Origin of the sequence: Halovulum dunhuangense (genome assembly GCF_013093415.1) — a bacterium.
Taxonomy (GTDB): domain Bacteria; phylum Pseudomonadota; class Alphaproteobacteria; order Rhodobacterales; family Rhodobacteraceae; genus Halovulum; species Halovulum dunhuangense.
In genome coordinates this window covers 995,751-1,020,289 of record NZ_JABFBC010000001.1, presented here as the reverse complement: position 1 = coordinate 1,020,289, position 24,539 = coordinate 995,751, and the positions used below count along the sequence as shown (strand labels likewise).

At 64.8% G+C, this 24,539-nt stretch carries 36 protein-coding genes; 1 reads left to right on the top strand and 35 read right to left on the bottom strand.

Going from position 1 to position 24,539, the window contains the following annotated elements; translation table 11 throughout:
- Positions 1-19 precede the first annotated feature (19 nt).
- On the top strand, positions 20-526 hold the full coding sequence (locus HMH01_RS05090; RefSeq protein ID WP_171323097.1) for a SixA phosphatase family protein: 507 nt from the start codon (positions 20-22) through the stop codon (positions 524-526).
- Positions 527-575: 49 nt separating this feature from the next.
- On the opposite strand, the gene HMH01_RS05085 is transcribed toward HMH01_RS05090, so the two are convergent.
- The 35 genes from HMH01_RS05085 to rplC all read right to left on the bottom strand — a co-directional run bounded on the left by HMH01_RS05085 (position 576) and on the right by rplC (position 24,529).
- Positions 576-1,367, bottom strand: coding sequence for an amino acid ABC transporter ATP-binding protein (locus HMH01_RS05085; RefSeq protein WP_171323096.1), 792 nt, complete (start codon positions 1,365-1,367; stop codon positions 576-578).
- A 12-nt stretch (positions 1,368-1,379) separates the two neighbouring features.
- Complete coding sequence (locus HMH01_RS05080; protein ID WP_171323095.1) at positions 1,380-2,696, bottom strand: amino acid ABC transporter permease; 1,317 nt, start codon at positions 2,694-2,696, stop codon at positions 1,380-1,382.
- Position 2,697: 1 nt separating this feature from the next.
- Positions 2,698-3,909: an amino acid ABC transporter permease gene (locus HMH01_RS05075; protein ID WP_171323094.1), complete on the bottom strand. Its 1,212-nt coding sequence runs from the start codon at positions 3,907-3,909 to the stop codon at positions 2,698-2,700.
- 136 nt (positions 3,910-4,045) lie between these two features.
- Positions 4,046-5,062 (bottom strand): amino acid ABC transporter substrate-binding protein, encoded by a 1,017-nt coding sequence (locus HMH01_RS05070; protein WP_171323092.1) that lies wholly within the window; start codon positions 5,060-5,062, stop codon positions 4,046-4,048.
- A gap of 242 nt (positions 5,063-5,304) precedes the next feature.
- Entirely contained in the window at positions 5,305-6,021 is a 717-nt protein-coding gene (locus HMH01_RS05065; RefSeq protein WP_171323090.1) for an ATP12 family chaperone protein, read from the bottom strand.
- Positions 6,018-7,067 carry an RluA family pseudouridine synthase gene (locus tag HMH01_RS05060; protein ID WP_171323088.1) on the bottom strand — a complete coding sequence of 350 codons (1,050 nt, stop codon included), beginning with the start codon at positions 7,065-7,067 and terminating at the stop codon, positions 6,018-6,020. The genes HMH01_RS05065 and HMH01_RS05060 overlap by 4 nt, the downstream gene beginning before the upstream one ends.
- Positions 7,064-7,432 (bottom strand): fluoride efflux transporter FluC, encoded by a 369-nt coding sequence (locus HMH01_RS05055; protein WP_171323086.1) that lies wholly within the window; start codon positions 7,430-7,432, stop codon positions 7,064-7,066. The genes HMH01_RS05060 and HMH01_RS05055 overlap by 4 nt, the downstream gene beginning before the upstream one ends.
- 57 nt (positions 7,433-7,489) lie before the next feature.
- The gene (locus HMH01_RS05050; protein WP_171323084.1) at positions 7,490-8,824 is read right to left on the bottom strand and encodes a replication-associated recombination protein A; all 1,335 of its coding nucleotides are present in this window, start codon (positions 8,822-8,824) and stop codon (positions 7,490-7,492) included.
- 42 nt (positions 8,825-8,866) lie between these two features.
- Positions 8,867-10,249: a trypsin-like peptidase domain-containing protein gene (locus tag HMH01_RS05045; RefSeq protein WP_171323083.1), complete on the bottom strand. Its 1,383-nt coding sequence runs from the start codon at positions 10,247-10,249 to the stop codon at positions 8,867-8,869.
- 131 nt (positions 10,250-10,380) lie between these two features.
- Positions 10,381-10,800, bottom strand: a complete 420-nt coding sequence (rplQ, locus tag HMH01_RS05040) for a 50S ribosomal protein L17 (RefSeq protein WP_171323081.1) — start codon at positions 10,798-10,800, stop codon at positions 10,381-10,383.
- 121 nt (positions 10,801-10,921) lie between these two features.
- Positions 10,922-11,938, bottom strand: coding sequence for a DNA-directed RNA polymerase subunit alpha (locus HMH01_RS05035; RefSeq protein ID WP_171323079.1), 1,017 nt, complete (start codon positions 11,936-11,938; stop codon positions 10,922-10,924).
- 118 nt (positions 11,939-12,056) lie between these two features.
- Positions 12,057-12,449 carry a 30S ribosomal protein S11 gene (gene rpsK, locus HMH01_RS05030; RefSeq protein ID WP_171323077.1) on the bottom strand — a complete coding sequence of 131 codons (393 nt, stop codon included), beginning with the start codon at positions 12,447-12,449 and terminating at the stop codon, positions 12,057-12,059.
- A gap of 12 nt (positions 12,450-12,461) precedes the next feature.
- A complete protein-coding gene (gene rpsM / locus HMH01_RS05025) occupies positions 12,462-12,830 on the bottom strand; it encodes a 30S ribosomal protein S13 (RefSeq protein ID WP_171323075.1) in 369 nt (122 codons plus the stop codon).
- Positions 12,831-13,003: 173 nt separating this feature from the next.
- A complete protein-coding gene (locus HMH01_RS05020) occupies positions 13,004-13,660 on the bottom strand; it encodes an adenylate kinase (protein ID WP_171323073.1) in 657 nt (218 codons plus the stop codon).
- Complete coding sequence (gene secY / locus HMH01_RS05015; protein WP_171323071.1) at positions 13,657-15,003, bottom strand: preprotein translocase subunit SecY; 1,347 nt, start codon at positions 15,001-15,003, stop codon at positions 13,657-13,659. Before secY ends, HMH01_RS05020 begins: the two co-directional genes overlap by 4 nt.
- Before the next feature lie 100 nt (positions 15,004-15,103).
- Positions 15,104-15,586 carry a 50S ribosomal protein L15 gene (gene rplO / locus HMH01_RS05010; protein WP_171323069.1) on the bottom strand — a complete coding sequence of 161 codons (483 nt, stop codon included), beginning with the start codon at positions 15,584-15,586 and terminating at the stop codon, positions 15,104-15,106.
- 134 nt (positions 15,587-15,720) lie between these two features.
- Complete coding sequence (gene rpmD, locus HMH01_RS05005) at positions 15,721-15,915, bottom strand: 50S ribosomal protein L30 (protein WP_171323066.1); 195 nt, start codon at positions 15,913-15,915, stop codon at positions 15,721-15,723.
- Between the two features lie 5 nt (positions 15,916-15,920).
- The gene (gene rpsE / locus HMH01_RS05000; RefSeq protein WP_171323064.1) at positions 15,921-16,490 is read right to left on the bottom strand and encodes a 30S ribosomal protein S5; all 570 of its coding nucleotides are present in this window, start codon (positions 16,488-16,490) and stop codon (positions 15,921-15,923) included.
- A gap of 12 nt (positions 16,491-16,502) precedes the next feature.
- The gene (gene rplR / locus HMH01_RS04995) at positions 16,503-16,862 is read right to left on the bottom strand and encodes a 50S ribosomal protein L18 (protein ID WP_171323062.1); all 360 of its coding nucleotides are present in this window, start codon (positions 16,860-16,862) and stop codon (positions 16,503-16,505) included.
- Between the two features lie 12 nt (positions 16,863-16,874).
- On the bottom strand, positions 16,875-17,408 hold the full coding sequence (rplF, locus tag HMH01_RS04990) for a 50S ribosomal protein L6 (protein WP_171323060.1): 534 nt from the start codon (positions 17,406-17,408) through the stop codon (positions 16,875-16,877).
- A gap of 10 nt (positions 17,409-17,418) precedes the next feature.
- Positions 17,419-17,817: a 30S ribosomal protein S8 gene (gene rpsH, locus HMH01_RS04985; protein WP_171323058.1), complete on the bottom strand. Its 399-nt coding sequence runs from the start codon at positions 17,815-17,817 to the stop codon at positions 17,419-17,421.
- Between the two features lie 12 nt (positions 17,818-17,829).
- Positions 17,830-18,135 (bottom strand): 30S ribosomal protein S14, encoded by a 306-nt coding sequence (rpsN, locus tag HMH01_RS04980; protein WP_171323056.1) that lies wholly within the window; start codon positions 18,133-18,135, stop codon positions 17,830-17,832.
- Positions 18,136-18,154: 19 nt separating this feature from the next.
- On the bottom strand, positions 18,155-18,715 hold the full coding sequence (gene rplE / locus HMH01_RS04975; protein WP_171323054.1) for a 50S ribosomal protein L5: 561 nt from the start codon (positions 18,713-18,715) through the stop codon (positions 18,155-18,157).
- The gene (gene rplX / locus HMH01_RS04970; protein WP_171323052.1) at positions 18,708-19,022 is read right to left on the bottom strand and encodes a 50S ribosomal protein L24; all 315 of its coding nucleotides are present in this window, start codon (positions 19,020-19,022) and stop codon (positions 18,708-18,710) included. Before rplX ends, rplE begins: the two co-directional genes overlap by 8 nt.
- Positions 19,022-19,390, bottom strand: coding sequence for a 50S ribosomal protein L14 (gene rplN, locus HMH01_RS04965; RefSeq protein ID WP_171323050.1), 369 nt, complete (start codon positions 19,388-19,390; stop codon positions 19,022-19,024). Before rplN ends, rplX begins: the two co-directional genes overlap by 1 nt.
- Before the next feature lie 60 nt (positions 19,391-19,450).
- Positions 19,451-19,681: a 30S ribosomal protein S17 gene (rpsQ, locus tag HMH01_RS04960; RefSeq protein ID WP_171323048.1), complete on the bottom strand. Its 231-nt coding sequence runs from the start codon at positions 19,679-19,681 to the stop codon at positions 19,451-19,453.
- A gap of 3 nt (positions 19,682-19,684) precedes the next feature.
- A complete protein-coding gene (gene rpmC / locus HMH01_RS04955) occupies positions 19,685-19,891 on the bottom strand; it encodes a 50S ribosomal protein L29 (protein ID WP_171323046.1) in 207 nt (68 codons plus the stop codon).
- Between the two features lie 252 nt (positions 19,892-20,143).
- A complete protein-coding gene (gene rplP, locus HMH01_RS04950) occupies positions 20,144-20,557 on the bottom strand; it encodes a 50S ribosomal protein L16 (RefSeq protein ID WP_171323044.1) in 414 nt (137 codons plus the stop codon).
- A 12-nt stretch (positions 20,558-20,569) separates the two neighbouring features.
- Positions 20,570-21,268: a 30S ribosomal protein S3 gene (rpsC, locus tag HMH01_RS04945; RefSeq protein ID WP_171323042.1), complete on the bottom strand. Its 699-nt coding sequence runs from the start codon at positions 21,266-21,268 to the stop codon at positions 20,570-20,572.
- Complete coding sequence (gene rplV / locus HMH01_RS04940; protein ID WP_171323040.1) at positions 21,268-21,648, bottom strand: 50S ribosomal protein L22; 381 nt, start codon at positions 21,646-21,648, stop codon at positions 21,268-21,270. The genes rpsC and rplV overlap by 1 nt, the downstream gene beginning before the upstream one ends.
- A 3-nt stretch (positions 21,649-21,651) precedes the next feature.
- Entirely contained in the window at positions 21,652-21,930 is a 279-nt protein-coding gene (gene rpsS / locus HMH01_RS04935) for a 30S ribosomal protein S19 (RefSeq protein ID WP_171323038.1), read from the bottom strand.
- Positions 21,931-21,933: 3 nt separating this feature from the next.
- Positions 21,934-22,773 carry a 50S ribosomal protein L2 gene (rplB, locus tag HMH01_RS04930; protein WP_171323036.1) on the bottom strand — a complete coding sequence of 280 codons (840 nt, stop codon included), beginning with the start codon at positions 22,771-22,773 and terminating at the stop codon, positions 21,934-21,936.
- A 24-nt stretch (positions 22,774-22,797) separates the two neighbouring features.
- Positions 22,798-23,094, bottom strand: coding sequence for a 50S ribosomal protein L23 (locus tag HMH01_RS04925; protein ID WP_171323034.1), 297 nt, complete (start codon positions 23,092-23,094; stop codon positions 22,798-22,800).
- Positions 23,091-23,711 carry a 50S ribosomal protein L4 gene (gene rplD / locus HMH01_RS04920; RefSeq protein ID WP_171323033.1) on the bottom strand — a complete coding sequence of 207 codons (621 nt, stop codon included), beginning with the start codon at positions 23,709-23,711 and terminating at the stop codon, positions 23,091-23,093. The genes HMH01_RS04925 and rplD overlap by 4 nt, the downstream gene beginning before the upstream one ends.
- Positions 23,708-24,529: a 50S ribosomal protein L3 gene (rplC, locus tag HMH01_RS04915; RefSeq protein WP_171323031.1), complete on the bottom strand. Its 822-nt coding sequence runs from the start codon at positions 24,527-24,529 to the stop codon at positions 23,708-23,710. The genes rplD and rplC overlap by 4 nt, the downstream gene beginning before the upstream one ends.
- Between the last annotated feature and the right edge of the window lie 10 nt (positions 24,530-24,539).

Below are 24,539 nucleotides of genomic sequence, written 5' to 3'. Positions count from 1 at the left end.
CAGCCAGCCGGAGCCATCGATGAAGACCCTTGTCCTGATGCGCCATGCCAAGGCCGAACCGGCCGGACCCGATCAGTCCGATTTCGACCGACCCCTTGCGGCACGAGGCCGGAAGGACGCAGTGCTGCTGGGGGATTGGCTCCGCCGGCGCGGCCATGTCCCGACCCATGCGATCGTCTCGCCCGCGCTTCGCACGCGCGAGACCTGGGACAGGATTGCACTCGATTGCGCGACGGATCACCCGACAGCGCTTTACGATGCCTCGGTGGCCACGATCCTGCGGCTGATCGGTGCCGAGGGCACGGGCGCGTGCCTTGCGGTGACAGGCCACAATCCGGGCCTTGGCGATGCGATGCTGAACCTGTTGCGCGCCGAGCGCGTGCCGGCGGACCTGGCGGCGGTGCCGACGGGGGCCACGGCAATCATCGGGTTCGAGGGCGTGGATTGGGCGCAGGCCATCCAGCGCCCGGGCCGTCTGATCGACTGGACCGTGCCACGCAAGCTTCGCGCGGCAGGCGACGATTGACCGGCCTGCGCGCGGACGGCCCGCGCGCAGGCCCGATGGCTTGCAGGTCTCAGTGACCCAGGATCTGGCTCAGGAACAGCTTGGTCCGGTCGCTCTGCGGGTTGAGGAAGAATTCTTCCGGCTCGTTCTGCTCGACGATCTGGCCCTGGTCCATGAAGATCACGCGGTTCGCGACCTGCCGGGCAAATCCCATCTCGTGGGTCACGCACAGCATGGTCATCCCCTCTTCGGCCAGCTCGATCATGGTATCGAGCACCTCCTTGATCATCTCGGGGTCCAGCGCCGACGTGGGCTCGTCGAAAAGCATGATCCGCGGCTTCATGCACAGTGACCGGGCAATCGCCACGCGCTGCTGCTGGCCGCCCGACAGCTGGCCCGGATACTTGTGCGCCTGCTCGGGGATCTTCACCTTGTTCAGGTAGTGCATGGCGATTTCCTCGGCTTCCTTCTTCGGGGTCTTGCGGACCCAGATCGGTGCGAGGGTGCAGTTCTCGAGGATGGTCAGATGCGGGAACAGGTTGAAGTGCTGGAACACCATCCCGACTTCGGACCGGATCTTGTCGATGTTCTTCAGGTCGTTCGACAGTTCGGTCCCATCCACCACGATCCGGCCCTTCTGGTGTTCCTCAAGCCGGTTGATGCAGCGGATCAACGTCGACTTGCCCGACCCGGAGGGTCCGCAGATCACGATGCGCTCGCCGCGATAGACGGTCAGGTTGATATCGCGAAGAACATGGAACTGTCCGAACCACTTGTTCATGCCCGAGATCTGGATCGCGACCTCTTCCGAGATCTGCATCTGGCTGCGGTCGATTTCGCGCTGGCTCGCAAGCTCTGACATAGGCGGGACTCCTTACCGATGATCGGTGCGCAGCTTGCGCTCCAGATGTTGGGAATAGCGGGACATGCCGTAGCAGCAGACGAAGAACATCAGCCCGACAAAGACGAACAGTTCCCAGTAGATGCCGTTCCAGTCGGTCGAGGCACGGATCGAGTTCGTAAGCCCGATGGGATCGAGCAGCCCGATGAACACCACCAGGGTCGTGTCCTTGAACAGGCCGATGAAGGTGTTGACGATACCCGGGATGGAGATCTTCAGCGCCTGCGGCATGATGATCAGGCGCTGCGCCTTCCAGTAGTCGAGGCCCAGGCTGTCGGCGGCCTCGTACTGGCCACGCGGCAGGGCGGCGAGGCCGCCGCGCACCACCTCGGCGATATAGGCCGAGGCGAACAGCGTCACCATGATGATGACCCGCAGCATCAGGTCGAAATTCGTCCCCGGCGGCAGGAAGTAGTTCAGCAGCAGCGAGGCGGTGAAGAGCCACACGATCAGCGGCACACCCCGGATCACCTCGATGAAGATGACCGAGAACTTGTTGATGATGAACAGGTTCGACTGCCGCCCCAGTGCCAGCAGGATGCCCAGTGGCAGCGACAGGATGATGCCGGTGATGCCGATGATGAAGGACAGCATGAAGCCGCCGAAATCATCGGACGGGACCGGCTCCAGCCCGATCGGCAGGGCCGAGGCGAGCACACCGGCAACGGGGCCGGCCAGGAACAGCCACCAGATCACGGCCGACGCGACGGCGGCGAGGATGCCCACAAGCGTCCCCGCCGCGCGGCCGGCAAGGCCCAGCGCGACATAGCCGATCCCGAAGCCGGCCGCGACCATCAGCGGCCCCCAGATCGTGCCGCCCCAGAGCAGGGCATACATCACGAAGGGATAGGCCGCGGTAAAGGCCAGAAGCTTGCGCGGCACCGACATGAACAGGACCGGCGCGATCGCGGCGCCGAACAGGATCAACGCCAGAACGGGGCGCCAGTAGGCGTCGTTCGGATAGAAGCCGAACAGCATCTGCTGCCAGCGGTCGCTGATGACGGCGAAGCAGGCAGAGGATGCATCCGACCCCAAGACCTGGTCACGGATCTGGCGGCATTCGGTCAGGGAGGACGCACTCCACACCGAGTTCACGAACCAGGGCAGGATATGGCCCAGGATCTGCCACACGGCCAGCAGCGACAGCAGCGTGAGGATGCTGTTCAGCCAGCCGGAGAACAGGTTTTCCCGCACCCATTTCACCACACCCCGTTCGGTCACGGGCGGTTCCTGCTCGGGCAGCATGGTGTCACGGACGAAGGAGACGGTATTCGCGTGGGTTTCGCTCATCTCACCGCTCCTTCAGCTTGACGGAGGAATTGTAGACGTTCATCGCCCCCGAGATGACGAGGCTGAGCACGAGGTAGAAGCCACCCAGTAGCAGCATCCCCTCCAGTTCCCGGCCGGTCTGGTTGATGGTGATGCCCCCGAGTGTCGAGCGGACATCCATGTAACCGACCGCGATGGCGAGCGAGGAGTTCTTCGTCAGGTTCAGATATTGAGAGATAAGCGGTGGAATGATGACCCGCAGCGCCTGCGGCAGGATCACCAGGCGCATGGTGCGCCCCGGTCGCAGGCCCAACGCAAAGGCCGCCTCGGTCTGCCCCTTGGAAATGGCGAGGATGCCACCGCGGACGATCTCGGCGATGAAGGCCCCGGTATAGAGCGAAAGCGCCAGCCACAGCGCGATCAGCGAGTTACGCAGGTGGACACCGCCGCTGAAGTTGAAGCCGCCGAGTTCCGGGTACAGCACCGAAACGGGCCGCCCGAGGATGAAGTAGAACAGCGCAGAGGGCAGGATCAGCAGGCCGAGCGACACCCAGAGCACGGGCAGTATCTCGCCCGTTGCTTCCTGCCGCTTGCGGGCGTAGCGGCGAAAGGCCCAGATGCCGCCGATCGATGCGATGAACACCGCGACAAGGATGTTCGAGCCGGCCCCCCATTCGAGCGTGGGAATATAGATTCCGCGGTTGGTGATGGCGATGGAGCCGAACAGCATCGACGCATCGCCCCCCTCGCGGAAATCGCGGGGCTGCGGCATGGATTCGGACATGATCGCGAAGATCAGCAGGATCCACAGCAGCAGGGGCACGTTGCGGAAGGCCTCGACATAGACGCCCATCAGCCGCGCCACGATCCAGTTCTTGGACAGGCGCAGGACACCGGCGATGACGCCCAGCACGGTCGCCAGCGCGCAGCCTAGCACCGCCACGAGGATGGTGTTCAGGATCCCGACGAGCGCCGCGCGGCCATGCGTGCTTTCAGAGCTGTATTCGACCAGGCGCTGGTTGATGTCGTAGCCGGCGCGCTGGGTCAAAAATCCGAAGTTGAAGTCCTTGCCCAGCGACTGAAGGTTCTGGATCGTGTTCCAGACCAGCCACGACAGGGAAAGCATGATGACGATCGAGGCGATCACCTGGATGGTGAGCGAACGATAGCGCGTATCGTAAAGCAGCATGCTCAGACGGAAGGACTGTTCCGTCTCGTCGGAAATAGCGGACATGAACCGCACCCCTTGCTGTTGGTCTGCTGCGCTGGTTGTCGTGCGGTCCGTTGATCGGCCCTGCCCCAGCCCGGTCAGTCTTCTGACGAAGCGAACCGGGCGCGTCAGGAAGCTGACGCGCCCGGCCTGGTTCAGATCAGCGGAACGGCGGCGCGTAGAGCAGCCCGCCCTGGGTCCACTGCGCGTTCAGACCACGCGCCAGACCGATCGGGGTGCCCTCGCCGATGGTGGCGGCAAAGATCTCGCCATAGTTGCCGCCGGCCGCGATCGCGCGCTTGGCCCAGTCCTTGTCGAGGCCGAGCATCGCGCCCAGATCGCCCTCGGTGCCCAGCAGACGGTTGATTTCCGGGTTGTTGGTTCCGGCGGCCATCTGCTCGAGGTTGGCCGAGGTCACGCCGTACTCTTCGGCGGCGATCAGGGCGTTCAGCGTCCAGCGCACGATATCCGCCCACTGATCGTCACCGTGGCGCACGAGCGGGCCAAGCGGCTCCTTGGACACGATCTCGGGCAGCAGCATGTGCGCATCCGCATCCTCGAAGGTGGCGCGGGTCGCGGCCAGGCCCGACACGTCGGTGGTGTAGGCGTCGCAGGCGCCGGCCAGATACTGCTGCTGGCCCTCGGCATTGGTCTCGATCGGGACCGGCTCGTAGCTCATGTTGTTGGCGCGGAAGTAGTCGGCCAGGTTGAGCTCGGTCGTGGTGCCGGTCTGGATGCAGACGGTGGCGCCATCAAGCTCGGTCGCCGAGCTGACGCCCAGATCCTTGCGCACCATGAAGCCCTGACCGTCGTAGTAGTTGACGCCGGTGAAGGTGAACTTCAGGTCCACATCGCGCGAGAAGGTCCAGGTCGTGTTGCGCGACAGGACATCCACCTCGCCGGAGGCGAGGGCGGTGAAGCGGGTCTGCCCGGTGGTCGGGACGAATTCGACCTTGGTCGCATCCCCCAGCACGGCAGCAGCGACGGCACGGCATACCGCGACGTCAAAGCCGCCCCACACGCCGTTAGCATCGGGGGCCGCGAAGCCGACCAGACCGGTATTCACACCACATTTCAGGCTGTCGGCAGCCCGTACGTCATCGAGCGTGGCCGCACCGGCAGTGCCACCTGCAACGGAGGCGGCAGCCAGTGCGCCAGCGAATGCAATCTTCTTCATTTTAACCTCATCCTGATGGTGCGGCCCGATGAGCCGCGTTTGCCCGGGCGCTCTCCCAGAGTTCTTTTTACAGGGTTCCACTCCCGAACCAGTGGACCAACATTGAAATAACCGGCTCAAAGGTCAAGCCTGCAATCTGCCTGCGCAGGCGTCAAAATGACGTCTGCCGGGCAATCCCAAGCGGTTTGAAAGCAGATTTGGGGGTCATAGCCTGCAAAACAGGCACTGGCGGTTCCGTTCGATCAGTCGGTCGCGCGCACCAGGTCCAGGAACATTTTCGCGGACAGAAAGGCGGCTTCGCGTTCGGCGGCGGCTCTGGCGGCCTCGGCATCCTCGCCCCACAGCTCCGCCTGCCAGTCCTCATCGAGGCGACTCAGGCGCCACGCCTCCTGCGGATCGAGCACGCCCCGGCTGACCGCCAGTCCAAGCACGAGCGATCCCGAAAGCGTCACCAGATCGTGCAGGGCAGCCAGTTCGAACGCGTCATGTGCCGCCACCGCATCCTGAAGCCGCGACAGGCTTGCCTCGGGCTGTTCGCAGTGCATGACCCCCTGTACCAGCGTCAGCGGCGCAGAAAGCTCTGCCTCGGCCCAGCCTATCCAACGGTCCCATCGCTCGCACTGCCGGGCGACAAGCCCTTCGGGTCCGTCGGCACGGTAGCACAGAAGATCAGAGCCGCCATATTCCGCCAGCATCGTGACCACGGCGGCACGGGCCGGACGCACCTTGTCGATGGCCGAATTGGCCGCGCGGGTCAGTGGCATGTCCTGCGGGCGGATCTCTTCGCGCTGGCTGTCCCACTCAGCGGCGATCGCCTCTGCCAGCGGGGCGGAGGGCAGGATCAGCGGCGCCTTGGCCGGCGTGCGCAGCGGGCGCGCATCAAGTACCACCGTCCAGCCATCCTCGGACGGAACCGGGGCGACGGTTGTCCAGAACCTGCGGCGGGTCGTCCAGTTCATTCCAGTTCCTCGAAGGGGTCGGGCGCGGCCTCGGCGGGGTTCCAGCCGAACAGTTCCCAGGTGCGGGCCATGTGCTCTGGCAGCGGCGCCGTAAGCGCCAGCGTCGCGCCGGTGACGGGATGCGTCAGCCGAAGGTGGCGCGCATGAAGATGCAGCTTGCGGCTGACCGCGCCGCCAAGCTGCGCGCCCCAGCCATCGCCCATGTTCTCCTGCGCGTTGGTCCCGTACTTGCCATCCCCCACGATGGGATGACCAAGCTCTGCCATGTGGGCGCGCAGTTGGTGCGTGCGCCCGGTGATCGGCGCAAGCGCCACCCAGGCAGCCCGCTTGGCTGCGGCCGAAATCACGGTGTAGTCGGTCGTCGCGTGTTTCGCGCCTTCGGTCGTGGCGACCTTGTCGGGATGCACGCAGATCATTTTCTCGCCCTCGCCCTTGGGCCCGTGGCCGGGGGCCTTGACCAGCCCGTACCGGATGGTGCCCGAGGCGGGCTTCGGCACGCCCGCCACCACCGCCCAGTAGATCTTGCGCGTCCTGCGGGACTGGAACGCCTTGGCCAGTTTCGCGGCGGCCGTCCCGGTGCGCGCCAGCAGCAGCACGCCCGAGGTGTCCTTGTCGAGCCGATGGACAAGGCGCGGCTTGTCCTCCATCCCGAAGCGCAGCGCCTCGGCCAGCCCGTCCACATGGCGCGCCTGGCCAGAGCCGCCCTGCACGGGCAGCCCGGCCGGCTTGTTCAGCGCGATGATGTGGTCGTCGCGATAGATGACGCAGGCGCGGATCATGGCGGCATCCGCCTCGGAGACCCGGGACACGACGGGACGCGCGACATCGGGCGCGGCCGTCTCGGGCAGCGGCGGGATGCGCAGCGACTGGCCCGGCGCCAGCCGGGTGGAGGCCTTGACCCGCCCGCCATCCAGCCGGATTTCGCCCTTGCGGCACATCTTCTCGATCCGGCCCTGGGGCACATGCGGGAACTGCTTGCGGAACCAGCGGTCCAGCCTCTGATCCTCGGCATCCGCGCCAAGCGTGATGGTCTGCACACCGCTCATGCCAATACCGCCCGTGCCAGCGCGTAGCCTGCGAAGCAGAAGAGGATCGAGCCCGCCACGCTGCCCGCGACATAGATTGCCGCAAGGCCCATCTCGCCCCGCTCCATCAGGCCCAGCACATCGAGCGAAAACGCGGAGAAGGTGGTGAAGCCGCCCAGCAGGCCCGTCAGCAGAAACGGCGACAGCGCGCTGCGCGCGCCGATCGCCCCCACGATCAGGCCCATCAGCAGGCAACCGGCAAGGTTGACGGCCAATGTCCCCCACGGAAATCCCGGCCCCATGAGCCGCGCCGCCTGCGAGACGGCAAGATACCGCAGGCTTGCGCCCAGTGCGCCACCCAGCGCCACCTGCAACACTACCGCCATCCTGCCTGTCCCTTCGCTACGATCAGCCGCTTCACATCATGGCCCGCGCAAGGCTTGTCAAGCCGCGCCACCGTCTTCCTTCCGTTTCACCCGAAGCCGCGCGAAATACTCGACCCGTTTCTTGAGTTCCCGCTCGAAGCCCCGGTCGGGCGGCAGGTACAGCACAGGGCGCGGCAACTCGTCGGGGAAGTAGTCCTGGCCCGAGAACGCGTCCGGCGCGTCGTGGTCATAGGCATAGCCCGCACCGTAGCCCTGATCCTTCATCAGCCCGGTGGGGGCATTCAGGATGTGCTTGGGCGGCGGGGTGGACCCCGTTTCCTTTGCCAGCCGCCGCGCCGACTTGTAGGCGCTGTAGACCGCGTTCGATTTCGGTGCGAGCGCCAGATAGACAAGCGCGTTCGCCAGCGCGAGTTCCCCCTCGGGGCTTCCAAGCCGCTCATAGGTTTCCCATGCCGACAGGCAATGCGCCTGCGCCTGCGGGTCGGCCAGGCCGATATCCTCGACGGCCATGCGGGTTATGCGCCTGGCCAGGTAGCGCGGATCCTCGCCCCCCTCCAGCATCCGGGCGAACCAGTAGAGCGCGGCGTCGGGGTCAGAGCCGCGCACCGACTTGTGCAGCGCCGAGATCAGGTTGTAATGCGCATCGCCCGACTTGTCGTATTTCGGCGCGGTGCGGCTCAGCCGCTTTTCCAGGCCAGCGGGATCGACCGGCCCGCCCTCCCAGCCGAAGGCCTGTTCGAGCAGGTTCAGAAGCGCGCGGCCGTCGCCGTCGGCCATGCCGACCAGCAGATCCCGCGCCTCTGCCGTCACCGGAAGGGCGCGGCCCATCTTCTTCTCGGCCCTGCTCATGATCCGTTCCAGGTCGCGCGGCTCCAGCCGGTTCAGCACCAGCACCTGCGCGCGGCTCAGAAGCGCGGAGTTCAACTCGAATGAGGGGTTCTCGGTCGTGGCGCCGACCAGCACGATGGTTCCCCGCTCCATGTGCGGCAGAAAGCCGTCCTGCTGCGCCTTGTTGAAGCGGTGGATCTCGTCCACGAACAGAAGTGTGCCCTTGCCGTTGCGATGCCGCAGCTGCGCCGCCTCGAACACCTTCCGCAATTCCGGCACACCGGTGAAGATCGCGCTGATCTGCACGAAGGCCAGGTCGGTCTCCTTCGCGAGAAGCTGCGCGATCGTCGTCTTGCCCACCCCCGGCGGCCCCCACAGGATCAGCGAGGGAAGCGTCCCGGCGTCCAGCATCGCCCGCAGGCTGCCTTCGGGGCCCAGCAGGTGATCCTGTCCGATCACCTCGTCCAGGCTTTCGGGTCGCATGCGGTCGGCAAGCGGGCGCGGGCCTGCACGCTCGGGCGTGGGCCCCTCTTTCGGGCCGATTGTGTCGAACAGATCCGGCATCGGCGTAAGGTTATCCGCTGTGATGCGGGGGCGGAAGGGATCTCAACCGCGAAAGCGCAGCGCAAGCCGCCGCCCCTCGCGCAGCAACAGCAACTCGGCCCCGCCGGAAAGCCGGCTCGCAAGTGCCACGGCCTCGCGGGTCGTCCGGATCTCGCGACCGTCGATCGCAAGCAGGATGTCCCCCGGCCTCAGGCCGATCCGACCGGCGACCCCGGGTGCTTCGGCCACGATCACGCCCTGCGCATCCAGCGGAAGCCCGCGCTCCGCGATCACGGCCGGATTGACCGTCTCGACGGCCAGCCCGGCCAGCGGACCGCTGCCGCCGACCTGGCGTGGATCGCGGGGCGGGCTTTCCGGCGGGGCGATGATCGCAACCTCGGCGGTCCGCTTCTGGCCGTCGCGCAGCCAGGTAATCCGGGCCGTCTTTTCCTTTCGCGTAAGCAGGCGATAGTCGAGTTCCGACATGCTGTGCACGGGAAGCCCGTCCACCGACAGGACCACGTCGCCCGGCCGAAGCCCCGCCGCGGCAAAGGGACTTTCCGGGTGCAGGTCCGACACGAGGATACCCTCGGGAAGCGTTAGGCCCAGCGCGGCTGCAAGATCCGTCTCCACGGTCTGGGCCAGCATGCCCGACCAGGGCGGCACCAGCCTTCCGCCCCCCTGCCGCGCCTGCTCGACATAGGCGCGTACAAGGTTTGCGGGGATGGCGAAACCGATGCCTTGCGACCCACCTGACCGCGACAGGATCGCCGTGTTCACCCCCAGAAGGCGGCCCTGCATGTCCACCAGCGCGCCGCCCGAATTTCCCGGATTGATCGCCGCATCGGTCTGGATGTAGTAGGCCTGCGCCGTCGCCTCGGATGCCAGCGTTCGCGCCAGGCCCGAGACGATGCCACTCGTGACCGTCTGTCCCACGCCGAACGGATTGCCGATCGCCAGCACCAGGTCGCCCACCTCGGCCGCGTCGCTGTCCGCGAACTCCAGGAACGGCAGGGGCACATCCGCCTCGATCTGAAGGACTGCGATGTCGCGCGCCTCGTCTGCCAGCAGGACGCGGGCATCGAATTCGCGCCGGTCGGACAGGACCACCCGGATCTCTGTCGCGTCGCCCACAACGTGGAAGTTCGACACCACGATCCCGTCCTCGCCCAGGATCACGCCCGAGCCAAGCGCATTCTGCACCCGGGGGACAGTGCGATTTCCGAAGAACTGCTCGAAGAACGGATCGCCGGCAAAGGGGCTGACCCGCGTCGGCACCAACCGCGAGGCGTAGATGTTCACGACCGCGGGCACGGTCTGGCGCACCACCGGCGCGTAGCTGAGGGTGATTTCCTCGCGCGATGCGGGCACGCGCTCCTGCGCGCTGGCGACGGGCGCGACCGAAAGGCCGAGGATCAGCGCGACTGTCAGCAGAAGGCGGGTCATGTTGCGATGCTCGCGACAGGAAGTCCGGTTGGGCCGGATATGTGCACCCCGGATCGGGGCGTCAACCGCCGGCCCAAAAGACAAAGGCCGCCCGGGCGGGCGGCCTTGCAATCGGCGCGGCGCGGCGAGGATCACTCCTCTGCGGCTTCCTCGGCGGCGAGGCGGGCCCGGTCAGAGGCGCCCTTCGCATCGGGATCGCGGTCCACGAGTTCGATGATGGCCATCGGGGCCATGTCGCCATAGCGGAAGCCGGCCTTCAGCACGCGAACATAGCCGCCATTGCGCTCCTTGTAGCGCGGGCCCAGCGTGTCGAACAGCTTCGCCACGACGGCATCCTGCTTGAGGCGGGAGGCGGCCAGACGGCGCGCATGCAGGTCGCCGCGCTTGCCCAGCGTGATCAGCTTGTCGGCGATGCGCTTCAGTTCCTTGGCCTTGGGCAGGGTGGTCTTGATCTGCTCATGCTCGAGCAGCGAGCAGGCCATGTTCGCGAACATCGCCTTGCGATGCTCGTGGGTGCGGTTCAGTTTGCGGTAGCCGTTACCGTGACGCATGATGAAGTTCCTTCTTTATGCTTTGTCCGGTGGCCCTGCGTAAGGGTCCACTCTCCTTGGGGCGGGATTGCCCATCTTGTCGATATGCACCCCGGGCCGATGGGCCCGGGGCGCGGCTTTTTCAGAACTGGTCCTCGTACTTCTTGGCCAGTTCCTCGATGTTCTCGGGCGGCCAGTCGACGATGTCCATGCCCAGGTGCAGACCCATGCCGGTCAGCACTTCCTTGATCTCGTTCAGCGACTTGCGGCCGAAGTTCGGGGTGCGCAGCATCTCGGCTTCGGTCTTCTGGATCAGGTCGCCGATATAGACGATGTTGTCGTTCTTCAGGCAGTTGGCCGAACGCACCGAAAGCTCCAGCTCGTCCACCTTCTTCAGCAGCAGCGGATTGAACTCGAGTTCTTCCTCTTCCTCGCCGCGGCCGGCAGCTTCCGGCTCCTCGAAGTTGACGAAGACCTGCAGCTGGTCCTGAAGGATCCGCGCGGCGTAAGCGATGGCATCCTCGGGCGTGACCGATCCGTCGGTTTCCACGCTCAGGGTCAGCTTGTCGTAGTCCAGCACCTGGCCCTCGCGGGTCGGCTCGACCTTGTAGCTGACCTTCTTGACCGGCGAGAACAGCGCATCGACCGAGATCATGCCGATCGGCGCATCCTCGGGGCGGTTCTTGTCGGCAGCGACATAGCCTTTGCCGGTCTCGACCGTCAGTTCCATGTACAGCGAGGCACCTTCGTCGAGGTGACAGATCACATGATCGCGGTTCAGGATCTCGATGCCGTTGGTTTCGGTGATGTCGCCCGCGGTGACCACGCCGGGCCCCTGCTTGCTGATCGAGAGGCGCTTCGGCCCTTCGACTTCCATCTTCAGGCTCACGCCCTTCAGGTTCAGCACGATGTCGGTCACGTCCTCGCGCACGCCATCGACGCTGGAAAACTCGTGCAGCACGTTGTCGATCTGGACGCTGGTGATCGCGGCGCCCTGAAGCGACGACAGCAGCACGCGCCGCAGCGCGTTGCCGAGCGTCAGGCCGAAGCCACGCTCCAGCGGCTCGGCGATGGCGGTGGCCATGCGCCGCGCATCAGCGCCTGGCTTGATGTCAAGCTGCGTGGGACGGATAAGTTCCTGCCAGTTCTTGTGGATCATGTTCGGGCCTCCATTCTCGCGAGCCGCTCCGATCCGGGAGAGGTCGCCCTCGAGGGTCTTTTCAAACAGGAACGGCCAGCGGGGCACATGGCTCCGCTGACCCCCTAAAATCGCAGCGTCAGACGCGACGGCGCTTCGGCGGACGGCAGCCGTTGTGCGCGATCGGCGTCACGTCACGGATCGCCGTGATGGTGAACCCGACGGCCGACAGGGCGCGCAGTGCGCTTTCCCGGCCCGAGCCGGCCCCCTGCACCTCGACCTCGAGGGTGCGCATGCCGTGTTCCTGCGCCTTGCGACCGGCGTCTTCGGCGGCCATCTGGGCGGCATAGGGCGTGGACTTGCGCGACCCCTTGAAGCCCATCGTGCCGGCAGACGACCAGGAAATGGCGTTGCCCTGCACGTCGGCGATCAGGATCTTGGTGTTGTTGAAGCTGGCGTTCACATGCGCGACGCCTGCGGTGATGTTCTTCTTGACCTTCTTCTTGGCCCGAAGCTTGGTATCACGTGCCATTGTCCTGCCCCCTTATTTCTTCTTGCCGGCGATCGGCTTGGCGGGGCCCTTGCGGGTGCGGGCATTGGTGTGGGTCCGCTGACCGCGCACCGGCAGACCACGGCGATGGCGCAGACCGCGATAGCAGCCCAGGTCCATCAGCCGCTTGATGTTCATGGAACGCTCGCGGCGCAGGTCACCCTCGACCATGAAGTTGGCGTCGATATGCTCGCGCACCTGAAGCACCTCGGCGTCCGAGAGCTCGTTCACGCGGCGGGCCGAGTCGATACCGACGGCCTGGCAGATTTCCTTGGCGGTGGCGGGGCCAATCCCGTGGATATAGGTCAGCGCGACATGCACGCGCTTGTTGGTGGGGATGTTCACCCCTGCGATACGAGCCAAATCAAGTCTCCGTCTCGTTGCGGTTCCGTAGCACCAGAACCTTTTTTCACAACAAATGCCCACCGGACGAACGCCTGGCGGGCGCGGGCTGCAAGACGGGTCGCGACTCGTTCTTGCAGAAGAAGTTGCACATTAGGAATAGAGAGGGGCCTGTCAAGCCCCCATCAGGTATCTCAGGACGTGCTGTCGATCGCGCCGGCAACGGCCGCCGCCACCGCATCGATCTCGCCCAGGCCGTCGATGCTTCTGAGACTGCCCTTGGCGTAGTAGTAGCCGATCAGCGGCGATGTGTCCTTGTAGTAGGCCAGAAGCCGGGTGCGCATCGTCTCGGCATTGTCGTCCGGCCGACGCTTGAAGCTTGTGCTGCCGCAGGCATCGCAGACGCCCTCCTTCGCCGGCTTGCGGGTCTGGTCGTGATAGACGGCCCCGCAATTGGCGCAGGTGTAGCGACCAGACACGCGGCGGACGAGTTCCTCGTCGTCGCCGATTTTCATCTCGATCACCGCGTCGAGCGTCTTGCCCTTGGACAGCAGCAGGCGGCCGAGAGCATCGGCCTGGCCCAGGGTCCGCGGGAAACCGTCGAAGATGATGCCATTCGCACCGACACCGGCATCGAGCTGTTCCTCGATCAGCCCGATGACGATCGCATCGGTAACAAGGCCGCCCTTGTCCATGATCTCGGCAACCTGGTCGCCCAGATCGGTGCCCGATGTCCGCGCGGCCCGCAACATGTCCCCGGTCGAGAGTTGGACCATGCCACGTTCGGCCACGAGTTTCTGTGCCTGGGTGCCCTTGCCGGCACCCGGCGGTCCCAAAAGGATGATATTCATCGGCGAGTCTTCTTCCGTCCCTTGCTGCGCAGGCGCGATTTTTCGATCAGCCCTTCGTACTGGTGCGCCAGCATGTGGGACTGGACCTGCGTTATCGTATCCATCGTCACCGAGACCACGATCAGCAGCGACGTGCCGCCAAAGTAGAACGGGATCGCGAGTTGCGAAATCAGAATTTCGGGCAACAGGCAGACCGCGGCAATATAGGCAGAGCCGACCACCAGCAGACGACTGACGACATAGTCGAGGTAGTCCACCGTGCGCGCGCCCGGACGGATACCCGGAACGAAGCCGCCCTGCTTCTTCAGGTTGTCGGCCACATCCTCGGACTTGAAGGATACGTTGGCCGTGTAGAAGTAGCAGAAGAAGACGATCAGCGCCGTGAACGTGATCAGGTAGAGCGGCTGGCCACGGCCGAAATAGGCCGCCACCCAGCTCATCACGCCAGTCCCCGTGCCACCCGAGAAGGTGGCGACCGTCGTCGGCAGAAGCAGCAGCGACGAGGCGAAGATCGGGGGAATGACGCCGGCGGGGTTCAGCTTGACCGGCAGGTGGCTGCTCTCGCCGCCATAGACCTTCTGGCCGACCTGACGGCGCGGATACTGGATATGGATCTTGCGCAGCGCCCGCTCCATGAACACCACGAACATGATCACCGCGACGACCATGACCAGGATGCCGATGATGATGGCGGGGCTCAGCGCGCCGGACCGGCCCTGGCTGAAGAACTGCGCGAGCGCGGCGGGAAGCTCGGCGATGATGCCCACGAAGATGATCAGCGAGACCCCGTTGCCGATGCCGCGGGCGGTGATCTGCTCACCCAGCCACAGCAGGAACATCGTCCCACCCACCAGCGTGATGACGCAGGAAGCGCGGAAGAACCAGCCCGGATCAAGCACCAGGCCCTGCCCCTCCAGACCGACGGCGATGCCATAGGCCTGGAAAACGGCCAGGAAGACGGTGCCGTAGCGCGTGTACTGGTTCAGCTTCTGGCGGCCCTGCTCGCCTTCCTTCTTCAGCTGCTCCAGGCTGGGCACCATGGCCGCCATGAGCTGCACGATGATCGAAGCGGAAATGTAGGGCATGATGCCCAGCGCAAAGATCGCCATGCGGCCGACCGCGCCGCCGGTGAACATGTTGAGCATGCCCCCGATGCCGCCCTGCGCCTGCTCGAAGAAACGGGCAAGCTCGATGGTGTCGATCCCCGGCACCGGGATATAGGTCCCGACCCGGTAGACGATCAGAAGCCCCAGCGCGAACCAGATACGCGCCTGCAGTTCCTTTGCCTTGCCGAAGGACGCCCAATTCAGGTTGGCGGCCATCTGCTCCGCTGCTGATGCCATGTGCTGGCCTCCCAAGACGGCGCCGCGGAACGCAGTCAGCGTTCAGCGGCGCGAAAACTGTCAGGTATCGATGTAAGGCGTGGGGCGCGGCCCCACAACCTTATTCCGCGGCCGCTTCTGCCACTGGCGCGGACAGCGTCACCTTGCCGCCGGCCTTCTCGACCGCCTCGACGGCAGCCTTGGAGGCGCCGGTGACGGAGATATCCAGCTTCGAGGTGATCTCGCCCTTGGCAAGCAGGCGGATACCGTCCAGCTTGCGCCGCACGAGCCCACTCGCAACCAGCACATCCTCGGTCACCGCAGCCTTGGCGTCGATCTTGCCGGCGTCGACGAACTTCTGAAGCAGCGACAGGTTCACCACGGCGAATTTCTTGGCGTTCGGCTTGTTGAAGCCGCGCTTGGGCAGCCGCTGGTAGAGCGGCATCTGGCCACCCTCGTAAGCGTTGATCGCAACGCCCGACCGCGATTTCTGACCCTTGATACCACGGCCCGCGGTCTTGCCCTTGCCCGAGCCGGGGCCACGCGCGATGCGCTTCTTCTTGCGGGCGGCGCCTTCGTTGTCGCGAAGTTCGTTCAGTTTCATGACGCTTCTCCTTTTGCCGGACGCACCCCGTCAGCGTCGAATGGGGTGGACACGACTTGTTGAACCGGAAAGGCGCGGGGGAACCGCGCCAGTAAAACGGGCGAGCCGTGGGCCCGCCCGAAACAGATTGGGCCTCAGCCCCGCTCTTCGATGATCTCGACCAGGTGCGGGATCTTGGCGACCATGCCACGGATGGCAGGCGTATCCTCAAGCTCGCGGGTCTTGTGCATCTTGTTCAGCCCCAGCCCGATCAGGGTCTGGCGCTGGACTTCGGGGCGGCGGATCGGCGAACCGATCTGCTTGACGACTATGGTCTTCTTGGTTGCCATGGATCTCAGGCCTCCGCGGTTTCGGCCGCGGCCGGTGCGGCGTCAGCCTTCGGCAGGATGTCGGCCACCTTCTTGCCACGGCGCGCGGCGACGTGGCGGGGGCTGGCTTCCTTCTTCAGACCGTCGATGGTGGCGCGGATCATGTTGTAGGGGTTCTGCGAACCCGTCGATTTCGCCACCACGTCCTGGATGCCAAGCATCTCGAACACGGCGCGCATCGGGCCGCCCGCGATGATCCCCGTACCGGCCGGCGCCGTACGCATCACCACCTTGCCGGCGCCGTGACGGCCCTGCATGTCGTGGTGCAGCGTGCGGCCCTCGCGCAGCGGAACGCGGATCATGCCGCGCTTCGCCGCTTCGGTCGCCTTGCGGATCGCCTCGGGCACTTCCTTGGCCTTGCCCTTGCCGAAGCCGACACGGCCCTTCTGGTCGCCAACCACGACGAGTGCCGCAAAGCCGAAGCGCTTGCCGCCCTTCACCGTTTTCGACACCCGGTTGATCGCGACCAGGCGGTCTGCGAATTCGGGGGTCTCGTCGCGGTCGCGACGGTCGCGGCGATTGTCTTCTCTAGCCATTCTCGTCGCTCCTCAGAATTTCAGACCACCTTCACGGGCAGCGTCGGCGAGTGCCTTCACCTTGCCGTGAAACAGGAAACCGCCGCGGTCGAAGTAGACCTCCTCGATGCCCGCCTTCCTGGCGCGCTCCGCGATGGCGGCGCCGATCTTCGCGGCAGCCTCGACGTTGTTCTTGCCCACGATGCCCAGTTCCTTCTCCAGCGAGGAGGCGGAAGCAAGGGTCACGCCCTGAACGTCGTCGATCAGCTGGACCGAGATGTTCTTGGACGAGCGGTGGACGCTCAGGCGGGGACGGCCATTGGACGTCTTCCGCAGCTTGCTGCGAACGCGCATGCGGCGCGTACGGAACAGATCACGTTTGCTGTTTGCCATGTCCTTGCGCCCTTACTTCTTCTTGCCTTCCTTGCGGAAGATGAACTCGTCCTTGTACTTGATGCCCTTGCCCTTGTAGGGCTCCGGCCCGCGCCAGGCACGAATGTTGGCGGCAACCTGGCCCACGATCTGCTGATCGATACCCTCGATCACTATTTCGGTCGGCTTGGGCGCCTGAATGGTCACATCGGCGGGGATCTCGAAGTCGACGTCGTGGCTGTAGCCAAGCGCCAGCTTCAGGACCTTGCCCTGTACGGCTGCACGATAACCGACACCGTTGATCTCCAGCTCTTTCTTGAAGCCGGTGGTCACGCCGGTAACCAGGTTCTGAACCTGCGTGCGCGAGGTACCCCACTGCTGACGGGCACGCTTGGACGTGCCGCGCGGAGAGACGCGGACCGCGCCTTCCTCCAGCTTGATGTCCACATCGTCCGTCGCGGTGAACTTGCGGACGCCCTTGGGCCCCTTCACCTCGATGGTCTGGCCGGAGACCGTGGCGGTCACGCCGCTGGGCAGCCCGACCGGTTTCTTCCCAATACGAGACATGGCCTCCTCCTCAGAACACGGTGCACAGAACCTCGCCACCGACATTGTCGGCGCGGGCCTGTGCATCGGACATGATACCCTTGGGCGTGGAGACGATCGCCACACCCAGGCCCTGACGGACCTGCGGGATCTCGCGGACACCGGAATACACGCGGCGGCCCGGCTTGGATACGCGCTTGAGTTCGCGGATCACCGGCTCGCCGTCATAGTACTTCAGGCTGATTTCAAGCTCCGGATGACCGGCAGCGCTGGTCACCGGCTCGTAGCCGCGGATGTAACCCTCGGCCAGAAGCACGTCGAGCACCCAGGCACGGACCTTGGAGGCCGGGGTACGCACGGTCGATTTGTGCCGCATCTGCGCATTGCGGATGCGGGTGAGCATATCGCCGAGAGGATCGTTCATTGCCATCTCTAATCCTCCTTACCAGCTCGACTTGACCATGCCCGGGATCTCTCCGCGGGAGGCCAGATCGCGCAGAGCGATACGGGACATCTTCAGCTTCCGGTAATAGGCCTTGGGGCGGCCCGACACCTGGCAGCGGTTGTTCAGACGGGTCGCCGAGGAATTGCGCGGCAGCTTCGCCAGTTTCAGGCGGGCCTTGAAACGCTCTTCCATCGGCAGGTCGTCGTTCAGAGCGATCTGTTTCAGCGCGGCGCGCTTGGCGGCATAACGGGCCACCAGCTTCTCGCGCTTCTTCTGCCGCTCGATCATGCTGACTTTCGCCATTGTTCGATCTCCTCCGCGCTTACGACGAGAAGGGCATGTTGAAATGCTTCAACAGCGCCTTGGCTTCCGCGTCGGTCTTCGCGGACGTGCAGATAACGATGTCCATGCCCCAGACCTCATCGACCTGGTCATAGTTGATCTCGGGGAACACGATGTGCTCCTTCAGGCCCATGGCGTAGTTGCCACGGCTGTCGAAGCTCTTGCCGGAAACGCCGCGGAAGTCGCGGATGCGGGGCATCGCGATGGTCACCAGGCGGTCGAGGAATTCGTACATCCGGTCGCCACGCAGGGTCACCTTCACACCGACGGGCATCTGCTCGCGCAGCTTGAACCCGGCGATCGACTTCTTCGCCTTGGTGATGACCGGCTTCTGGCCGGCGATCTTCATGAGATCGTCATGCGCCGACTTGATCTTCTTGCTGTCGGAGACGGCCTCGCCGATCCCCATGTTCAGCACGATCTTCTCGAGCTTGGGGATCTGCATGTCGTTCTTGTAGCCGAACTCTTCCTTAAGAGCGGGCCGGATGGTCCCGGCATAGATCGACTTCAGGCGGGGGGTGTAGGTCGCGGTATCAAGCATCGATCACAGTCCCCGATTTCTTGGCGACGCGCACTTTCTTGTCGCCTTCCATGCGGAAGCCGACACGGGTCGGTCCGCCTTCCTTGGGATCGACCAGCGCCAGGTTCGACAGCTGGATCGGCATTGCCTTGGGAATGCGCCCACCCTGCGAGGTCTGGCTCTGACGGGTGTGGCGGATGGCGATGTTGATGCCATCGACAACGGCCTTGCCTTCCTTCGGCATCACCTGCGTGATCTCGCCCTGACGGCCCTTGTCCTTGCCGGTCAGCACGATGACCTTGTCACCTTTGCGGAGCTTTGCAGCCATTACAGCACCTCCGGAGCAAGCGAGATGATCTTCATGAAGTTCTTCGCCCGCAGCTCGCGCACGACCGGCCCGAAGATACGGGTGCCGACCGGTTCGCCCTGGTTGTTCAGGATGACGGCGGCGTTACGATCAAAGCGGATCGAGGTGCCATCCTCGCGGCGGACTTCCTTGGCGGTGCGCACGACGACGGCCTTGCGGACGTCGCCTTTCTTGACGCGACCGCGCGGAATGGCTTCCTTCACCGACACCACGATGATGTCGCCGACGGAAGCGTACTTGCGCTTGGACCCACCCAGGACCTTGATGCACTGCACCCGGCGTGCGCCGGAGTTGTCAGCGACATCCAGATTGGTCTGCATCTGGATCATTTGGTTACTCCCGACCTGTGGGAACCCGTCCCACGGTTTCGATTGACTGGCAGGATCGCCTTATTCGGCGATCACTTCCCAGCGTTTGGTCTTCGAGATCGGCGCGCATTCGCGAATTCGAACGACATCGCCCACCTTGAACTGATCGTTTGCGTCATGCGCACGATACTTCTTCGACTTCCGGATCGTCTTTTTCAGAACCGGGTGCGTGAACCGGCGCTCGACGCTGACGGTCACGGTCTGGGCATTCTTGTCGGAGGTGACGGTGCCCTGAAGGATACGCTTGGGCATGTCTTACGCCTCCTGGGCGGCGGCAGCCGCCTTTTCGTTAAGAATGGTCTTCACGCGCGCCACGTTGCGGCGCACGACCCGCATGCGGGCGGTGTTCTCGAGTTGTCCGGTGGCCGCCTGGAAACGGAGGTTGAACGCCTCCTTCTTCAGCGACTCAAGCTGCTTTCGCAGCTCATCGGGCGTCTGTCCACGCAGTTCGGTGGCGTCCATGAGCCAATTTTCCTTCTCGACATCACCGGCAGGCCCCAAGACGGGTCACCATGATTCCGGTGGAGTTCATGAATGAGCGCGCTGCCTAACCCGCCCAGCCCCATAAAGCAAGCCCCGTTCTGCCCCGCGCTCCGGATACCCACGGTTTCCGGGCATCCCCGCGACAAGGAGGCCGCCTTCCTCAAAATGAAACCCCCGGTCGGTGCCGGGGGTTCCTGATCTCTCTCAGCGCGGCGTTGCGGCCGCCCCGTATTACCAGTCCTCGCGCTGGACGAAGCGGCACTTGATCGGCAGCTTCATCGCGGCAAGGCGCAGGGCTTCCTTCGCGACGTCCTCGGGGACGCCGTCCAGTTCGAACATGATGCGGCCCGGCTTGACCTTGGCCGCCCAGTATTCGACCGAACCCTTACCCTTGCCCATGCGGACTTCGGTGGGCTTCTTCGACACGGGCACGTCCGGGAAGATCCGGATCCAGACCCGGCCCTGGCGCTTCATGTGGCGGGTGATCGCGCGGCGGGCCGCCTCGATCTGCCGCGCGGTGATCCGCTCGGGCTCGGTCGCCTTCAGGCCGAAGGCGCCGAAGTTCAGGTCAAACCCGCCCTTCGCCTCGCCATGAATGCGGCCCTTGTGCTGCTTGCGGAATTTCGTTCGCTTCGGTGAAAGCATCTCTCAATCTCCTCAGCGGCGCGCGGGGCGACCGCCGCCTTCCTGCAGTTCCGACTGACGGCGGTCGCGGGCCTGCGGGTCGTGCTCCATGATCTCGCCCTTGAAGATCCAGACCTTGATGCCGATGATCCCATAGGCGGTCTTGGCTTCGTAATGGGCGTAGTCGATGTCGGCGCGCAGCGTGTGCAGCGGCACCCGGCCCTCGCGGTACCATTCGGTACGGGCGATCTCGGCACCACCCAGACGGCCGGCGACGTTCACCCGGATACCCAGGGCGCCCATCCGCATGGCGTTCTGCACGGCACGCTTCATGGCGCGACGGAAGGAAACGCGACGCTCAAGCTGCTGACCGATGTTCTCGGCGACCAGCGCCGCATCGATCTCGGGCTTGCGGACCTCGACGATGTTGAGGTGCAGTTCCGACTTCGTGAAATCGGCAAGCTTCTTGCGCAGCGCCTCGATGTCTGCGCCCTTCTTGCCGATGATGACGCCCGGACGCGCGGCGTGAATGGTCACGCGGCACTTCTTGTGCGGACGCTCGATCACGACACGGCTGATGCCGGCCTGGCTTGCGTTCTTGCGGATATAGGCACGGATCGCCAGGTCTTCGTGCAGGAGCTGCCCGTATTCCTTCTGGTCGGCATACCAGCGGCTATCCCAGGTGCGGTTGACCTGAAGGCGCAGGCCGATCGGATTGACCTTGTGTCCCATTAGGCTTGCTCCTCAACTTGGCGCACCTTGATCGTGACTTGGCTGAACGGCTTCAGGATCTTGCCGTAGCGACCACGCGCCCGCGGGCGGCCGCGCTTCATCACCAGGTTCTTGCCGACAAAGGCCTCGGCGACGACCAACTCGTCCACATCGAGGTTGTGGTTGTTCTCGGCGTTGGCGATCGCGGACTGAAGGGTCTTCTTCACATCCTCCGCGATGCGCTTCTTCGAGAAGGTCAGATCGTTCAGCGCCTTTGCAACCGGCTTGCCCCGGATCATCGCCGCGACCAGGTTCAGCTTCTGGGGCGACGTCCGCAGCATCCGGCTGACGGCCATCGCCTCGTTGTCCGCCACGCGGCGGGGGTTCTTTTCCTTGCCCATGGCTTACTTCCGCTTCGCTTTCTTGTCCGCCGCGTGCCCGTAATAGGTGCGGGTGGGCGAGTACTCGCCGAATTTCTGGCCGATCATGTCCTCGGTGACGGACACCGGGATATGCTTCTGACCGTTGTAGACGCCGAACGTCAGGCCCACGAACTGGGGCAGGATCGTCGAGCGACGCGACCAGATCTTGATGACTTCGTTACGGCCCGATTCCCGTGCCTTCTCGGCCTTCTTCAGGACGTAGGAATCGACGAACGGGCCCTTCCAAACAGAACGTGCCATGAGTTAGCGCCCCTTCTTCCGCGCGTGGCGCGACCGGATGATGAACTTGTCGGTCGCCTTGTTGGTGCGCGTCTTGGCACCCTTGGTCGGCTTGCCCCAGGGCGTAACCGGATGACGGCCGCCCGAGGTCCGGCCCTCGCCGCCACCATGCGGGTGATCGATCGGGTTCATCACGACACCGCGCACGCTGGGACGCTTGCCCAGGTGACGGTTGCGGCCGGCCTTGCCGATATTCTGGTTGGAGTGGTCGGGGTTCGACACGGCACCAACGGTCGCCATGCATTCCTGGCGGACCATCCGCAGCTCGCCCGAGGACAGGCGGATCTGCGCATAGCCGCCGTCACGGCCCACGAACTGCGCGTATGTGCCCGCGGCACGCGCCAGCTGGCCACCCTTGCCGGGTTTCAGCTCGATGTTGTGGACGATCGTCCCGATCGGCATGCCGATGAAGGGCATCGCATTGCCCGGCTTGACGTCCACCTTGGCGCCGGCCTCGACCTTGTCGCCAACGGCCAGGCGCTGCGGCGCCAGGATGTAGGCCGCCTCGCCATCATCGTAGCGGATGAGCGCGATGAACGCGGTCCGGTTCGGATCGTACTCGATCCGCTCGACCAGCGCCGGCATGTCGAACTTGCGGCGCTTGAAATCGACGATGCGGTAGAGCCGCTTTGCGCCGCCGCCACGGCGGCGCATGGTGATCCGTCCGGTGTTGTTCCGGCCCGCCTTCTTGCTCAAACCCTCGGTGAGGGCCTTGACAGGGCGGCCTTTCCAAAGCTCCGAACGGTCGATCAGAACCAGCCCGCGCTGGCCAGGCGATGTCGGCTTGTACGACTTGAGTGCCATCTTGCTGTCTTCCGTTTGCTTTGCTTACAGACCCGTCGTGACGTCGATGGTGTTACCCTCTTCGAGCGTCACATAGGCCTTCTTCACATCCTTCCGCGTGCCCGGACGACCCCGGAAACGCTTGGTCTTGCCCTTGGTGATGGTCGTGTTCACGGCCTTCACCTTGACCCCGAACAGGGCCTCCACCGCTTCCTTGATCAGCGGCTTGTTCGCATCGATCGCCACCTCGAAGACGACCGCACCGTTTTCAGAGGCCATGGTGGCCTTCTCGGTGATGATCGGCTTGCGGATCACGTCGTAGAGTGCTGCCTTCTCGGTCATTTCAGCCGGGCCTCCAGTGCTTCGACGCCGGCCTTGGTGATGACCAGCGTGTCACGGCGCAGGATGTCATAGACATTCGCACCCTGGCTGGGCAGCACATCGAGACCGTCGATGTTGCGCGCGGCAAGAGCGAAATTCGCGTTCAGCTCCGGCCCGTCGATGACGAGCGCGCGCTTCAGCCCAAGCGCCTTCAGCGCCTTGGCCAGATCCTTGGTCTTGCCTTCCGACATGTCGGCCGACTCTAGCACGATCAGCGCGCCAGCACCGGCCTTCGCGCTCAGCGCATGCTTCAGACCCAGCGCCCGGAACTTCTTGGGCAGGTCGTGGGCGTGGCTGCGCGGGGTCGGACCCTTGTAGATGCCGCCCTTGCGGAAGATCGGCGCATTCCGGTCGCCGTGGCGTGCGCCACCGGTGCCCTTCTGGCGGTAGATCTTCTTGGTCGAGTAGCTCGTCTCCGAGCGGGTCTTGACCTTGTGGGTGCCCGCCTGGCGCTTGGCAAGCTGCCAGCGCACGACGCGCTGGAGCACGTCGGCCCGCGGCTCGAGCCCGAAGATCTCGTCCGCAAGGTCGATCGTCCCGGCCTTGCCGGCATCGAGCGTGATTACATCGGTCTTCATTTGTCCTCGCCTCCCTCGGGCGCATCGCCCTCAGCGGCCTCGATCGCAGCCTGCTCGGCCTCGGCCGCGGCCTTGGCGGCGGCTTCCTCCTCGGCAGCGGCCTGTGCGGCGGCTTCCTCGGCAAGACGCTTGGCCTCTTCGGCTGCGGATTTCAGCGCGGCGGGCAGAACGATGTTCTCGGGCGTCGGCTTCTTCACCGCGTCCTTGATCGTGACCCAGCCACCCTTTGAACCGGGCACGGCACCCTTGACCATGATCAGACCACGCTCGCTGTCGGTCCGGACGACCTGCAGGTTCTGCGTGGTGACGCGCACCGCGCCCATGTGACCGGCCATCTTCTTGCCCTTGAACACCCGGCCGGGGTCCTGGCACTGGCCGGTCGAGCCATGCGAGCGGTGGCTGATCGACACGCCGTGCGAGGCGCGCAGACCGCCGAAGTTGTGCCGCTTCATGGCACCGGCAAAGCCCTTGCCGATGGTCGTGCCGGCGATGTCGACGAACTGACCCTCGAAGTAGTGGTCGGCCGTGATCTCCTCGCCCACGCCGATCAGGTTCTCGGGGGAAACCCGGAACTCGGCCAGCTTGCGCTTCGGCTCGACCTTTGCGGCGGCGAAGTGGCCGCGCATCGGCTTCGAGGTGTTCTTGGCGCGGGCCGTGCCCACACCCAGCTGAACGGCGGTGTAGCCGTCCTTGTCTCCGGTGCGCTGCGCCACGACCTGGCAGCCGTCCATGTGAAGGACGGTAACCGGAACCTGCCGGCCATCCTCCATGAACAGCCGGGTCATGCCCAGCTTCCGTGCGATAACTCCAGAACGCATGTGTTTCACG